Consider the following 14,505-nt stretch of genomic DNA (forward strand, 5'->3'; position numbering starts at 1 on the left):
ACGACGCTCTCCCGCCGCCACCTTCATCGGCGAGATTAAATAATTAGTGTCGACCGACATCCGACGACCGGTGGTCGATCTCCTCGAATACGGTGTCGAACACTTTCTGCTGCGCCTTTCGGAGATGGTTGTGGAGCGTCGGCGAGGAGACGCCCATCGAAGCCGCGAGTTCTTCGGCCGTACTCCCGCGAGGCCACTCGAAGTATCCCGCGAGATAGGCAGCCCGGAGAACCGTCTGCTGGCGATCCGTCAGCCGATCGTGTACTGTTTGCTGGACGCTGACCGCGCTCCGAGCGGGCTCTTGGATCTCTCCCTTCGACTGCAAGTTCGTCTCGGGGAACGCCTCCTCGACAGCCTCGACGACGCGGCGGACGTCGACGTGCTGTGAGAAGACCCCCGAAACGTCGAGGACGCCCGCCTCGACCGAGAGTTCGCGGACGGTTCCACCGCGTTCGGCGAGAACCGTCGCGAGCGACTGGCCGGAGACGACGAACTCGAAGAGAGCGTCGTCTCCGTAGTCGCGGACAAGACGAGCGTCCTCGACGGCGTCTGTCGCTGTCACCTTGTCGAGAACGTCCCCGACAGCGGCCTCGCTGGCCGTAACGAAGTAGAGTAGCGAGTGATCCTCGATTGGGACAACGCCTTGGAGGGTGAAGCGACAGCCGAGTTCGGCCGAGGCGCTCACGAGGAATACGCCGCTGTCGGTACTCCGCAACGAAAGCACCACGCCGGTGTCCGCCAAGAGCAAGCGCTTGCGCGCAATGGACGTGATGGTTCGACCGACGCGTCGACCGACGTCCGCGAGCAGCGTTCGATCCACCGACCGAAACGAGTCGTTGGCAATGCACAGTAGACCGTGGACGGTCTCGCTCGATCGGAGGGGCGTGATGGCGAACGAACACTGCGACAGCGACCCGTCGGACGGTTCTTCGATGATCGTCACGTCGGCCGTCTTGCCTTCCGTTAACGCGCCGGTTCCGCGGCGGACGGCGCTGGGAACGTCGCCGTCGATTCGCGCTGGCACGGCGCTCGTCCGAGGAGTGCCGCTCTCGTCGCAGATCCAAACGGCGCGGTACACGTCGGTGAGGTGCTCACAAGCGGCTCTTTCTACGTCTTCGCCCGTGGATGCCTCCTCGAACGCCTGCCCGAGCGCGTCCATGCACGCGAGAAGTTCGGTGCTACGAGAATCCTCACCGTTGTCGGGGCGGTCGTCGAGGCCGTCGTGGCCGTCGTGGCCGCGCCCACGACCTCGTGGCTGGTTTGCGAAGGCGTCAATGACTTCGGCCGTGGTCGGAGTATCGAGGTACGGAGCGAGGCTCTCGAGGCTCTTCCACCCGCCGACGGCCTGAACCGCTCGCGGGTCGATCTTCTCCTCGACGAGGTGCCGCCACGCGAAGTACTTACGCAGGTCGCGGCAGGTGACATCACGGAGGCCGTCGACCCGGTCTGCCACGTCGCCGACGAGCATCTGGACGCGCCGAGGTGAGACGGTGATGAACGGGTCGTGCCGGCCTACGTCGTTCGCGGTGGCGAACTTTCGGAGGTCGTGGGCGATCTCAGGCGGGACGTACGCTTCCCGCGTTTCGCCGTTTCCTTCAGGAACTGTGAGGAGATGGAAGCGCTCGTCGTCGTGCTCGTGTGCGCGGAGGTCGGCGGGGCGAATGCGCGTCAGTTCCGAGGGACGGAGTCCGACCCGCCCCGCCAGCGCCACAACGAGGTCTTCACGATACGTTTCAGTTCCGCGACGGAGGCGCTCGTACTCCGCCGTTGTCAGGTACTGGCCATCTCCCTCGCGGCGCATTACGTTTCGTCTTCTCTCAAAGAGACGAATAAATGTTCGGCAAACTCCGCAAATTTTGCGTCGAAATACTCGAACTACCGTCTGAATGCGTTCGACAGCCGAGTATCGGGGTTTCTCCTTGTTGAGGACGAGCGAATCGCTACTGGTCGAGGAGCGATTCGAGTTCGCCGACGACCTCCGGGTTCCGGAGCGCACTCGTATCGCCGAGATTCTCACCGTTTGCGATGGCTTCGAGGTAGCGACGGACGACCTTGCCCGACCGCGTCTTCGGCAACGACGGCGCGAACGTAACGGTATCGGGGGCCGCGATAGACCCGATAGCCGACTCGACGGCCGCCTGGACGCTCCCGCTGAGCGCCTCGTCGCCCGCGACGTTCGACTCGGGGCTGACGAACGCGTGGATCTTCGACCCTTTCACCGTGTCCACACTTCCGACGACGGCGGCTTCGGCGACGCCCTCGACGCCGACGATGGCGGACTCTATCTCCGTGGTGCTCAATCGGCGACCCGAGACGTTGAGCACGTCGTCAGCCCGTCCGAGGAGGTGAAGGTAGCCATCGTCGTCGCGGACGGCGTTGTCTCCTGTGTCGTACTGCCACTCGCCGTCGACGGTTCCCGTTCGACGGCCTCCCCAGTCGGTTCCCTCGCAGAGCGACCGTGCCATACCCGGCCAGGGTCGGGTGAGAACGAGACGTCCCGACTCCCCGGTGGCGACTCGCTCACCCGTCTCGTCGACGACCGCCGCGCCGATTCCGGGCAGGCCCCGGCCGACGGCACCGGGCCGCATTCGGTCGACGCCGGGTATCGTCGAGAGGACGATACCCCCCGTCTCGGTCTGCCACCACGTGTCGACGACCGGACACTCCCCCCCTCCCACGTGCTCGCGGTACCAGTGCCAGGTCGTTTCGTCGATCGATTCCCCGACCGTGCCGAGCAGGCGGAGCGAAGAGAGGTCGTGTCGCTCCGGATACCTGCCTCCCCACTTCATGAACGCCCGAATGGACGTCGGCGCCGTGTAGAAGACGTCGACCTCGTTGCGCTCGATGACCTCCCAGAGACGATCCTTCTCGGGATGATCCGGCGTTCCCTCGTATAGGATGGTGCTCGCCCCGAGCGCGAGCGGCCCGTAGACGGCGTAGGAGTGGCCGGTGATCCAGCCGACGTCGGCCGAACACCAGTGGGTGTCGTCCGGCCCGAGATCGAGCACCGCGTGGCTCGTCCAGGTCACGTGCGCGAGATAGCCCCCGGTCGTGTGCCCGACTAGCGTCGGCTCACCGGTCGTTCCCGAGGTGTAGATGAGAAAGAGCAGGTCGGCGGCGTTTCGCTCGATGGGGTCGACCTCGACGCCCGCGCGGTCGTCGACGAGGTCAGTGTAGGAGTGGTGGTCGCCGACGGAGCGGTCGTCGTCGAGACGGTCGACTATGATCTGTTCGACCGCTTGGTCGACGGTGTGGCAGGCGTTATCGGCCTTGCTCTTGAGATCTAGTGCGGTGCCGCGCCGGTAGTAGCCGTCGCAGGTGACGAGATACGCCGAGTTCGCGCCGGCCAGCCGCGTTGCCAGCGCGTCGGCGGAGAAGCCGGCGAACACCACCGAGTGGGGGGCACCGATTCGCGCGCACGCCAGCATGGCGATGGGTAGCTCCGGCACCATCGGCATGTAGAGCGTGACGACGTCGCCTTCGCCAACACCCAACTCGCGCAAGGATGCCGCGAACGCGTTCACTTCGTCGTAGAGTTCCCGATACGTGCGGGTTCTAGTTTCTCCGAGTTTTCCTTCCCAGGTGAGAGCCACCTCGTCGCCGCGGCCGTCCTCCACGTGACGGTCGACGCAATTGTACGAGGCGTTTAACCGTCCGCCGGGGAACCAGCGCGTCGTCTCGGCGTCATCGAGCACCGTATCGTACGGGCGCTCCCAGTCCAGCAGTTCGGCGGCAGCCTCCCAGCACGTCGGCCATCCGTCCTCGTGGAGCGCCTCGCGGTCGGCCGCCGTGATATTTGCCTCGTCGACGAACGACGATGGTGGCGTCACCCATTCGCGTTCGTCGGTCGTCTCTTTTCTACTGCCGTTGACCATTCATTTCGAGATTTGCCTAAAAAGACAAAAATCGTTCGTCTATCCGAGCGATTTGGGCGCGAGGCCAGAGGTGCGCCGATCGTCGATTTCGCGTGCGATTTCAGTCATAGAGCGAAAGACGGACTATTCGAGCGTTTACTTCGTCTTTCTGTACGGGAGCGAGTTCCTCCACATCTTCCTCAGCGGAACGATCATCACGACGTTGTTCTAATGAGGCCCACATGAACCGTGGCTGCCGAGGTTCGTTTGGTTTCTGATCAAGATTTAGGCGCTATTCATCTTCACCCAGTGGGTGCGCTCCGCAGGTTCCGCGCGTCCACATCGACCAACTCATCGAGATCGGTTGGAAAGGGCTGCTCGTCCCCTCGTTCTTCAACCTCGCGCTGACGGCGGTCATCATGGAAATAATGGGTACGTAGAAAAATCATCGCCGCAACGAACCTTCGTGTCGACTCAGGCACGAAGTCACCGAACGAGAGCGCCGAACACGCGCTCCTCGACTTTCCGTAGGTGTTCACCCGCAGTGGTTGGCGCGATTCCGACGACCTCCGCCACATCTTCGAGCGTCGACTGTCGGGGTGCGCTGTAGTATCCCGCCTCCACCGCCGCCTTGAGCACTTCCTGCTGACGGGTCGTTAACAGTCTCGCGAATGACGCTTCGTCCGGTTCGTAGTCACCTGTTTCTACCACCTCGAATGTGACGGCGTTCTCCTCGACGGCATGCCGGTATACTTCCTGAAAGGCGGCATCGCTTCCTATATACGTTATCCGAAACGATCCGTCGGAGTTGAACTGTATCGGCGTCTCGATGACTATATCGGACTCGCGTTGTAGTTCCAGCGCCCGGCGGGTCACGTCCGTCGGCTCAAACTGACTCACCGCCATCCATGGATCCCCCCGGAAACGAGAAAGTCGACGACGTACGGCGAGTCCCTCATTATCCCCTCGTATCGCTCCCGGTCACCGCTTCCCTCGGCGAACGATAGCACCGTCCCGTCGGCGAGGAGTTCGACGTGGTGGATCGCTTCTCGCGCGATCGTCGGCTCGTCCGCGAGTTTCTTTCCGAGCGGATGGAAAACGCGGCCCTCGGCGGGGTGAACGAGAACCGTGAGATATCGTATACGCGTACGATAAAACGGGGCCGTATTAAAGACACGTAGATGATTTGCAGTCGACGTTTGGCTGTCTATTTCGAACTGACGTATATGAGACGTAGACGAACCGGAGTACGCTTCCGACAGACCGCTGACGAAGAAACCTCGTTTCCGCATGATGTCCGGAGTACGGTAGCGGCGCCGGCTACTCGGAACGCGACCATCAGTTCGTCTCAGGGACGCCGATGACACGGGCGATACCGGACGTCGCAATCGTCGGCGGCGGCATCTGTGGGCTCACCACGGCACTTGCGCTCGAACGACGAGACGGGACGCCGACCGTCTACGAGGCCGCGTCCGAATATCGACCTATCGGTGCCGGACTCCTGTTGCAGACGAACGCACTACTCGTCTTGGATCGCCTCGGTATCGCTGACCGTGTCTTAACTGAAGGGGTTCCCCTCAGGGACACCGTGATCCGGTCTTCCGGCGGGCGGGTGTTGAAACGATTCGACTTGAATCGGGTCGAACGGAACCGCTTCGGCTACGGCTTCGTGGCGATACACCGCGCCGAACTGCAGCAGATACTTATCGACGAACTGAACGCCGAGGTCGAAACGGGAATGGTGTGCGAAGCGGTGTTGGACACCGATCCGCCGACCGTCCGGTTCGCCGACGGTACGCACGTTCACCCGGACGTTCTCGTCGGGGCGGATGGCATCAATTCGGCCGTCCGCGACGCCATCGCCCCCGACACCGAACTGCGAACGCTGGAAAGCGTCGTCTATCGCGCCGTCGCCACGGTGGACGTACCCGAGCAGCACCGTGCTCGAGGGGTCGAAGTGTGGGGCGACGGGACGTACACCGGCGGAGCACCCATCGGCGACGATCGGTTCTACTGGTTCGCGACGGCACCCGAAACCTTCGCGGGGGATTCGACCGATTCGCGGGAGGTGCTCTCGGCACTTCGTGAGCGGTATGACACGTTTCCCGAGCCGATTCCTTCGGTGGTCGAATCGCTCGACGCTGACGACGTCTTCGTCACCGGTCTGGAGGACGTGCCCCCGCTCGACCGATGGCATCGCGGGTCGGTCGTCATCGCCGGCGACGCGGCGCACGGGATGTTGCCGTTCGCCGGGCAGGGTGCAGCACAGGCCATCGAGGACGCGCTCACACTGGCCCACGCGATCGACACGTCCGACGACCCCTCGGCGGCCTTCGAGCGTTTCGAAGCCGAAAGAAAACCCAGAGCCGATCGGATTCGTTCCGAGTCGCGCCGGCTGGGAACCCTCGGTACGATGCAATCGAGCGTCGGGTCTCAGGCTCGAAACATCGCGGTTAAGCTGCTTCCGGATGCATTTTTCCGACGGTCTCGTCGGCGACGAGCGTCCCGCACTTCGCTCCCTGAGTCCGTCTCCGACCGCGGCCGCAGCGCGTGAGCCAGCCCGCCCGGAAACGTCGTCCCGGTCGCCCGATTCGGACGTCCGGGACGAAATCACCCCGCCGACTACGGGGCGATCGAACTCATCGTCGCTCGGTCCGTGGAGTCTCGATTAGCAGCACGACAGGGGCGCCTCGACGGCGCTTACTCCGCCTCTCTTCGGTCGCCGTCGTCGACGCCGCCGGTTGTACCGAACGGTCTCCGTCCCCGCAAGAACGAATCCTACGCGGCGAGCGAGTAATCGAGGTCGTTCAGCTCACCCGGAGCCGACGACCTCGACGTCGAACTTCCCACGCCAACGGTAGCGACGTCCACCCCAGACGAAGGTTCGGCGAGCTACCGCATACATCGTAAGCGGTACTTGCGCGAGCGTTGCGGGATACGCCAGTAAGAACGTCCATCGGCGGACTTCGAACGCGCTGTAGATGCCAAGCTGGAGCAGTGTCAAGAGCACCATCGCCGGCAGCGGGAAGAGGAGAGCACCGATCGCGGATAGGGCTGCGACGACACTCATTCCCGCGAAACCCACGGGGTCGTGCCGTTGGACGATCTGCGTGAACCGAACGTGGCGCTCGGCGGTCTCACGAACGGTTCCACCGATCGGAACGAGCCGCGTTCGCCGAAGCGGAGTCACGTCGAGGTATTCGGTAAGAATGCCGTCGTCGCTCACCGAGCGGCGGAGATCCCCGAGAAAGGCCGCTTCATCCAAGTCCGCGCGGTCGAACATCACGGCACCGGCCCAAGCGATGTTTCCCGCGTACGCCCCAAGCGTACCGCCGAAAGCGTATATCGGCTCTAGTAACAGCGAGAGTGGATCCCGTCCGACGAAGAACGGTATCTCGGTGACGGGGCCGTTCTGCTCGTAGTCGGCGTGTAGTTGCGCGAGCCAGTCTGGCGGATGGTGAAAGTCGTCGTCCGTCCACACGATTCGGTCGCGCTTTGCAGCGCACATTCCGGCGGCAATCGCGTTCGCCTTTCCCGAGCACCCCTCCGGGGCACCCGCAAAGACGAGCCTAACTCCGCTCGGGAGATCGTCGACTCGGTTTGCGATGGAATCGGAGTCGTCGTCACAAACCACGAGGAGTTCGTCCGATTGGCCCAGTTGGTCAGCGACCTCCTCACAGGCTGTCGTCCACGTTGTCGTGGGAAGGATGACGGTCGTCGGTGGGGACTCGCCCATGAAGAAATCTCATCCGCACCAACATATAAAACCGACACTTCCCCGGGCGGCACGGGGTCAACGGGAGGCTTCGCGGACTCGGAGTTTCAACGGAGTCTCTTCGACCCGAACGCTGACTCACCAGCTACCCTGTCCGCGTTTCGGTTCGCGACGATTCGTCGTGAACCATCAGAATCGTCCAGTAAAGGGTTCCGTCAAACCGGACGAGGTATGCCCCGTTTCGATCGCCCTCTCCGTCTTCGCTGAGCGCGGTCGGATGTTCGTGCTTCCGAAACCGACGCGCTAACGAAATCAGCGCAGGCGAAGGCGTTTGGTCCGAATCGACGAGATAGTGCGACTCTTCGATGGCTGTCGTAACGATCTCTCGCTGGGCGTCCGTCAGTTCCGAGAGTTCGAACGCGAACCGCTCGCGTATCCGCCGGCCGTACTCGGCGGCAGGGGCGACCCGTTCGGCGGTGTACCGGTAGGTGTTGACCGTCGTCGGGTTCGCTTCGTCGACGACCCACTCCACCCGCGAACCGTCTTTCCAAGTGATGACCGAATAGTCCGACTCGGGAACCAGCGCCGACCGGTTTCGTTCGGCGTTCGTGTAGAGAAACGTCGTCCCGATGCCGACGGTCTCACCGTCCGCGAATCCCCTTTCGGCGAACGTTTTGCGGTCGACCTTCGGCAGGTCGGAGAATCGAATCGTTTCGGATTCATCCACGGTTCCGTCGACGATGTCTACCTTAACGGAGTATCGCGTTGCCGGCGTCCGTTCTGTCACCCTGCGAGATAGCCGATAGACCGTGCCGTCGTAGAGGAGATGCCGATCCGCCGGAAGCGGTGGTCGAGTCCCATCGACAGTGGCGTCCCCGTCGAGGATTCGGTCGAGGAGTCGGGCCCGCTCGTTACGAACGTTGTTCGGTCGAACGACGTAGAGAACCCTAGCGGGAAGTTCGGCGGCGGTCGCGGCGGTCATCGAAAGCCGAGCGGCGGGAGCGGTGCCGACTAAGTTTGAGGAGCCAGCGGACGGGTTCAGTCCGAAGTCGGCGCAACCGGCCACGGTCGTAGCGAGGACGGTGGTTCCGGACGCGAGGAGGGCACGGCGACGCATACCGTATTCGAACTGCCAACGCTTGCATAAGTCTTGCCATGGCGCTGGTCGTACGCATCGTCTTTCTCAACCCAATCGTCCCGTTGGTATCGTCCCGTTGGTACCCTCTTCGAGCGCCCACTTTCGAAAGTTGTGAACCAGAAGCGCAGTCTAGCCGGTATGAACGCTAAAATCGTCGAAGTGATTGCTCCTACCGCTGACGCACTGTGTAACCCTCCTCGTCAAACCACCATCCACCCGTGGCTGCTATCCTCTTCGGGGAACCTTTGCACCTCGATCTGGAGATGGTCTCACGCGGCCTCCATCGTCTCTATGGTACACGTGTGGTCGGTATCGTCGATATGCGATTCCGCCCGTGATTCCGCTCCGATACGTGATGCATGGAAGCCAATCTGTCCACAGGTTTCACACAGTATCTTGTACATGGCGTGCAGTCGTCCCAACGAGTTTATCATTATTAATCCTTTCTAACCGCGCATTACTTGCAGCCCTGAATTTCCGTATCGAATCTCCCTTGAACAGTGACTGGGAAGAGATGTCCGTCACCGGAATGACCAGAAACGCGCCAGCACGCCGACCTGTCCGGTGCGAACGAACTTTTTCGGCCAGTTCTGGGTGAGTCGACTCGCCGAAACAGCACCGATACCCTCGGACGCGATCAATCAAATTTCGAATATTTAATAGATGTAATCTTAAATACGATAGTGACGCACGGTGGTACACCCCGGAATTGAGTAGTTCGGACGGTGGGCACGAGCGGACTGCCTCCGAGAGTGTATAGCCCCGACTTGACCGTTACCGGTATCGCCATTCGAAGACGCATCACTCTCTCATCCTCAAATGGCAAATAGAGACGAACACTGAGTATCGGACGAAGAATCGTACACCGATCTGAATACATTACGCGACCGTAGCGACGTCGAACGTGTAGAGGAGAGTTATTTCTGTCTGGGGGCGACGAAGGCATACGATTCACCGCCCCAGCGTCTTCTTCAGCGCATCGCTGGCAACCGATGAGCGGGAATCCATCGACGACCCCCGTGTCGCCGAAGACCTCGATCACTGGCTGTACGGCGATGGGGATGACGTCGAACTTGGGTGGTTCGAGGCAGTCCCCGATGACGAGCATCCAAACCACGTCGACCACATCCGGCTGTTCTTAGAATGACATCCACCCCGGCGTTCACGCCGAGGTTTCCTCTTGTCGTTTTAGCACAATAGTAGACGCTAAGCTCCCTTCCTCAAGAAGCGAGGGGAGACAGCGCCGTCTTTGGTTACTTTCACTGTCCGGCATCCCCTTACTACCTCGGTGGTCGAACGATGTAGTAAGACATTCACTCCAATACGTCCAGTGTTCAAACGCGACAAAAAGCGTGCACCGGTCGTGGTGGTTGAGTGTCCATCCGGTAGGAGTGGGACACTCCAAACCCCCCGTAAAGGAAAATCGCCTGCGGAGTCTGGAACCGTCCTCAGAACCGACGGTTCTGATGGGCCGCACAAGAGCGAAGCTCTTGTGGACGCTGTGGGACTGGTTCCTGCACGTTCCGACACAGAAACAGGAAGCTCCGTCCGCAACAAGTGAGGGCCGGGTAGCCCCGAACGCGGTATGGCGGAGTAGTTCACGCAGTTCCCTTAGTAGCTGTTGTCGTACAGCCTGAGACCCTTACAGCCTCGGTCGTCGATACCGTGGACGAGCGTATTCTTCTTGAGGTACACGCCCGAGCTGGTGATAAGGATGTGGTCTCCTCAACCAAGTACGGTTGTCCCCACGATTGCCAGCAACCTCAGCGATGCTGCACCGCTGGACGCGTGGCGGTGAACGCGACTCCACGTTCGTTTCTCATCCGTGAGGCGTCACCTCCGGCTGTGGTCACTCAAGCTGCGGTCGAGTGAGTTCTTCTGCGTGCTTCACGTCCGCCGGTTTTTCCACTTGGGCGTAGAGAGGCCGACGGATTTCGGGGTCGAAGATACCGTTTTTGTCGAACAGTTCGCCCGCCTGTTCCGTGATGTAATAAAATTTATACGGTCCTTCGTCCGGCCGCTGACCGTCGGGGAACGCGACGCTATCGACGACGTTGGCGTCCATGAGTTTTCGAAGATGCCCGAGAATCGTCGTGCGATCGACATCCGGATTCAGGTACTGGAGTTCTTTCATGCTCGGCATCCCTTTCGGGTGGCCGACGATGTCCGCGATGAGGTCTTTCCGAGTCTGCTGTGTGATGACGTCGAACACCTCGAAGACGTCGAAGTGGTTCGATTCGTCGTTCGGTTGCACGCCAGCACCCTGTGACATAGTATACGTGATAGCAGATTGGCCACCGAAATAATGATGTTGGTAGACGCCAACATCAGCGTATCGAAACTCGTGGCGATGGGTAAGCGCGATTCCGAGGATACAATTAGGGATCCGATGTAGTTTACGTAATGCCGGATAAGCGCGTCGAATTGGGGAGTGTCGTCGATGAGACGAAACGATATTCGGCGAAAGACGCACTCTCCCGCGAACAATATCGAAAGATAAACCGCGCTCTCGATAGCGATCTCGAGACATTCCTGCTGAGTGGTCGATCGTTTTTCGTGCTCGGAAGTTACGGAGAAAGCGAACGCGACCGGCTTACCGCCGTGAAAAACCGCCTCAACCAGGACGGACATGCATTCATCATGGGCGACGTGCCTGAGGCGTGGGAGTTCTGGACGACGAAATTCAAGGTGTTGGCGAACCGTGCTGACTACATCGTGGGAGTGTACGAACACGCCGACGGTGGTCACGAGTGGGAGGCTGGCTATCTCGACCACGAAGAGTACCGGGAGAAGATACGCGTGCTCAAGCGCAATTACGTTGATCTAGATGACCCGACAGCCGAACCGTTCCACGGAATGTTCTCACATTTCATCCAGCTTTTGAATCGGCTCGATCGCGTCTTCTTCTGGGAGGGGCCGACGGACGCTACCGGCGCTGAACTCACCGACGATTTGCTCGACGCAACCAAGGCGCTCCTCGACGAAATCAGCCGTCGGTGACCACGGATGCTGTGACGGTACTCGCAACGGCCGTGACCACGAACGTTGACCCCGATGGTGATGAGCGCTCGACAAAGGAAGCGTGCAATCGACCGTCTCACTCCAGCGGAGCGGCAAATGACAACCATTCACCCACTGCTGAAATTGGACACTTCCTGATATCTATAATACAAATTGCGGAATCGATGCAGTAAATGGATTTTCGCGAGCGTTCCTAAAGAGTATCAACCTGTAGCTATCCAACTAGATACGCTCGTTACTGGTATCAATGCACCATCGGTGTCAGGTAAATCGTCGGCGTTCGCATCGACGACGAGTTTTGGCGGACAAAGCGTCTCACGGCTATACTGACTTTCCGTCTCCGGAATCATTTACGACCGCCGTATCTCGCAAGTCAGTAGTCAGTCCCTGCCCTACGAACGGGTGTGATTCGGACTTGTGACGACCACGGATACATCGAGGGCGAATCGTGCCCGGTCTGTGGTGACGAGGGGCGACACGTACTTGACGGAAGTCGTCGTACCCGCCTATCGAAGTTTATGAGTGGCGCGCTGCGCCACTTCCCCGGCGATGCGGGGCTTTCACTAGACGACCGCGGGTGGACCGAGTACGAGACGCTCGTCGACGCCGTCACAGGTAAGTATCCGTGGGCCACGCCCGAGCACATCGAAGCGGTGATTGCCACTGATTCGAAGGGGCGATTTGAGCGACGTGGTGAGCAGGTTCGCGCGGCGTACGGCCACTCCGTCGACGTGAAACTCGAATCGACGGAGACCAAACTGCCGAACCGGCTCTATCACGGGACGGCGCCGCGGAATCTCGACGCTATCGCCGAGGAGGGACTCAAGTCGATGGGTCGCCAGCAAGTTCACCTCTCGAAAACGCCGGCGGAGGCCCGCGACGTCAGTGAGCGGCATACCGATGAGCCAGTTCTCCTCGTAATCGACGCCCGGTCGATGGAGCAGGCCGGGTTCGAAATCGACGAGCGCGGTGTTGAGACGTACACCGTCGACCACGTCCCGCCGGAGTACATCGCGCAGGTAGACGAGACGACGGTGCGAAATACCGAAACGCGGCGGCGCGACGAATCAGCGTCACGCGACCACTAAGCCGGACGAGCGCCGTTGGCGTCAAAAGACCGGACGACAGCTCTCGGGCTGGTTATCAAGCTTCTGTGCCTTCTGCCGCGGACTCCTCGAACAGTTTGAGTTGCTCTGCGTCGGTAAATGCGTACTGACCGACGAGCATGATGCTCGCCATGCTCGTGAGGCCGCCAGCGGCGAACAGCATCGCCATAATCACGAATTGGTATTCGGCGGCGTAAATCGGGTTCGCTCCCGCGAGGATCATTCCAGACATCATCCCTGGGATGTAGACGACGCCGAGGCTTTTTAGTGAGTCTACCATCGGGATGAGTGACGCGCGAACGCTCGTCGTCACATAGTCCGAAATCACCTTGCGGGGCGGTACCCCTAACGCGAGGACGGCTTCGATCTCTCTTCGGTTGGATTCCACCTCTCCCTTGAATCGATCGAGGGCAAGCGAGTTCGTCTTCATCGCGTTCGCAATGATCATCCCACCGACTGGAATGACGTTCTGAACGGTCGTCTCGATCGCGCCTGCAGCAATCATCGTGACGATGACGATGCCCGCACCAAACGCAACCCCGACGAGCGAGACCCGAAATACTGCCGGCACACCTGCTCCCCGATCCTTCGAAATCCACGCCGCAATTCCGATCATGGCAACTAGAACGAGTCCGCTCCACGCGAGACTCACTGAAAAGAGAACGCCGATTACGGCACCCATCGCGATCACTTGTACGAATCCGCGGACGAACGCTCGTCCAAGTTCCGTTTCGAGATCGAGATTCCGGACGTAGGAAATACCGAGGACGACCACCGCTAACAGTGATGCGACAGCAACTTGAGCGAGCCCCTTCACGACGGTCGGATCTCGAAATTGGTCGACGAACATTACGAAATCACCTCTGAGACCGACCCGATAGATGTGAGACGGCCCTCTTCGAGCTTTGCGACGCGATCCGCCAGTCGACGCGCTTGTGCCATGTCGTGGGTTACGAGGATGGCCGTCAATCCCGAATCGTGGATCGACTTCGTGAGCAGTGTTTCGACTCCTGATTCCGACGTTGCATCGAGACTTGACGTTGGTTCGTCGAGGAGGAGTATCTCCGGCTCGGTAATCAGCGTCCGTGCGATAGCGACTCGTTGTGCCTCCCCGCCGGACAGGTCCGTCACCTCTCGACTCCCGTATCCTGCGAGATCCATCTGGGCAAGCAACTCCTCAACTCGCTCCTCAGACACCGGTTCCTCTCGAAGTCGCGGGCCGATCGTGACGTTGTCGAAGACGGTGCCGTCACGGAGAGCGGGATCTTGAGGAATATACCCCACGCGGTGTCGCAGTTCCCGTGGTGGTAGCTCTCGATAATCCTCTCCATCCAAAAGGACGGTACCTTCGCTCGGTTCATCGAGGCGGTTGAGCAGTCGGAGGAGCGTCGATTTTCCCGCTCCGGACGGCCCGAGAATCGCAAGGACGTCACATTCGAAGACGCGAAAGGAGACGGAATCGACGATTCGATGCCCGTCAATGATCCGTGAGAGGGATCGCGCTTCCAGTTTTATACTCGTTTGGCTCATACTAGTGTCCTCCCGGCATCTGGTTCTCGTTTCGACGATTCGGCGGAACCGTCCTCTCTATCTTGGGCGTTGTACCTGAACCGGAGTAGGTGCTTCGCCTGCAATCGTGAACGATAGTGTTTTGGCAGCGTCATTATCTTC

The 14,505-nt window shown here is 60.4% G+C and carries 10 protein-coding genes and 2 pseudogenes; 4 read left to right on the plus strand and 8 right to left on the minus strand.

The genetic code is table 11. The annotated features are described in order from the left end of the window. Positions 1 to 43: 43 nt before the first annotated feature. Together LIW51_RS25285 and acs are read right to left on the minus strand one after the other, a co-directional pair. On the minus strand, positions 44 to 1,801 hold the full coding sequence (locus tag LIW51_RS25285) for a bacterio-opsin activator domain-containing protein (protein WP_227378892.1): 1,758 nt from the start codon (positions 1,799 to 1,801) through the stop codon (positions 44 to 46). Positions 1,802 to 1,940: 139 nt separating this feature from the next. Continuing rightward, entirely contained in the window at positions 1,941 to 3,875 is a 1,935-nt protein-coding gene (gene acs / locus LIW51_RS25290; RefSeq protein WP_227378893.1) for an acetate--CoA ligase, read from the minus strand. 115 nt (positions 3,876 to 3,990) lie between these two features. On the opposite strand from acs, the pseudogene LIW51_RS25295 reads away from it, so the two are divergent. Further along, positions 3,991 to 4,294, plus strand: a pseudogene (locus LIW51_RS25295) (NADH-quinone oxidoreductase subunit H); the annotation flags it as partial. Positions 4,295 to 4,340: 46 nt separating this feature from the next. On the opposite strand, the pseudogene LIW51_RS25300 reads toward LIW51_RS25295, so the two are convergent. After that, positions 4,341 to 4,996 (minus strand): annotated as a pseudogene (locus tag LIW51_RS25300) (helix-turn-helix domain-containing protein). Between the two features lie 218 nt (positions 4,997 to 5,214). On the opposite strand from LIW51_RS25300, the gene LIW51_RS25305 reads away from it, so the two are divergent. Next, a complete protein-coding gene (locus tag LIW51_RS25305; protein ID WP_227378894.1) occupies positions 5,215 to 6,408 on the plus strand; it encodes an FAD-dependent oxidoreductase in 1,194 nt (397 codons plus the stop codon). A gap of 258 nt (positions 6,409 to 6,666) precedes the next feature. Here LIW51_RS25305 and LIW51_RS25310 read toward each other — a convergent pair whose 3' ends face one another. From LIW51_RS25310 to LIW51_RS25320, 3 genes are all read right to left on the minus strand, one after another. Continuing rightward, complete coding sequence (locus LIW51_RS25310) at positions 6,667 to 7,590, minus strand: glycosyltransferase (protein ID WP_227378895.1); 924 nt, start codon at positions 7,588 to 7,590, stop codon at positions 6,667 to 6,669. Positions 7,591 to 7,714: 124 nt separating this feature from the next. Further along, positions 7,715 to 8,686, minus strand: a complete 972-nt coding sequence (locus LIW51_RS25315) for a hypothetical protein (RefSeq protein WP_227378896.1) — start codon at positions 8,684 to 8,686, stop codon at positions 7,715 to 7,717. Positions 8,687 to 10,556: 1,870 nt separating this feature from the next. Further along, on the minus strand, positions 10,557 to 10,979 hold the full coding sequence (locus tag LIW51_RS25320) for a helix-turn-helix domain-containing protein (RefSeq protein ID WP_227378897.1): 423 nt from the start codon (positions 10,977 to 10,979) through the stop codon (positions 10,557 to 10,559). Positions 10,980 to 11,110: 131 nt separating this feature from the next. Here LIW51_RS25320 and LIW51_RS25325 point away from each other — a divergent pair, with 131 nt between their 5' ends. Together LIW51_RS25325 and LIW51_RS25330 are read left to right on the plus strand one after the other, a co-directional pair. Further along, on the plus strand, positions 11,111 to 11,707 hold the full coding sequence (locus LIW51_RS25325; RefSeq protein WP_227378898.1) for a DUF8170 family protein: 597 nt from the start codon (positions 11,111 to 11,113) through the stop codon (positions 11,705 to 11,707). Between the two features lie 425 nt (positions 11,708 to 12,132). After that, entirely contained in the window at positions 12,133 to 12,816 is a 684-nt protein-coding gene (locus LIW51_RS25330; protein WP_227378899.1) for an RNA 2'-phosphotransferase, read from the plus strand. A 55-nt stretch (positions 12,817 to 12,871) separates the two neighbouring features. On the opposite strand, the gene LIW51_RS25335 is transcribed toward LIW51_RS25330, so the two are convergent. Together LIW51_RS25335 and LIW51_RS25340 are read right to left on the minus strand one after the other, a co-directional pair. Then, positions 12,872 to 13,684 carry an ABC transporter permease gene (locus tag LIW51_RS25335; protein WP_227378900.1) on the minus strand — a complete coding sequence of 271 codons (813 nt, stop codon included), beginning with the start codon at positions 13,682 to 13,684 and terminating at the stop codon, positions 12,872 to 12,874. Then, on the minus strand, positions 13,684 to 14,364 hold the full coding sequence (locus LIW51_RS25340; RefSeq protein ID WP_227378901.1) for an ABC transporter ATP-binding protein: 681 nt from the start codon (positions 14,362 to 14,364) through the stop codon (positions 13,684 to 13,686). The genes LIW51_RS25335 and LIW51_RS25340 overlap by 1 nt, the downstream gene beginning before the upstream one ends. Between the last annotated feature and the right edge of the window lie 141 nt (positions 14,365 to 14,505).

This window comes from Haladaptatus halobius, assembly GCF_020618475.1.
Lineage (GTDB): Archaea > Halobacteriota > Halobacteria > Halobacteriales > Haladaptataceae > Haladaptatus > Haladaptatus halobius.